1 protein-coding gene is annotated in these 212 nt (G+C 56.6%); it reads left to right on the top strand.

The annotated features are described in order from the left end of the window. Positions 1–212 (top strand): hypothetical protein (locus tag OQJ86_RS26555; RefSeq protein ID WP_265992377.1); only part of this gene is annotated, 212 nt, incomplete at both ends.

Here is a 212-nt window from a genome sequence, read left to right as displayed (position 1 = left end):
ACACCAGCACAAGGCACGGGTACCATTGTTGATGACGGTAGCGGCCCGGGACCTGAGCCAGATGACGACCGTCCAGTCGTCGCGTCAATTAGCAACGCGACAGTCAACGAAGGTGATCCGGCAACGTTAGACGTTACACTAAGCAATCCAAGCACGACCGACACAGTTGTCAGCATGACACTTGCTGATGGCACTGCCGACGGTGGTGTGGA

The organism is Vibrio sp. Sgm 5, from assembly GCF_026241575.1.
Classification (GTDB): domain Bacteria; phylum Pseudomonadota; class Gammaproteobacteria; order Enterobacterales; family Vibrionaceae; genus Vibrio; species Vibrio jasicida.
This window is presented reverse-complemented; position numbering and strand designations above follow the sequence as displayed.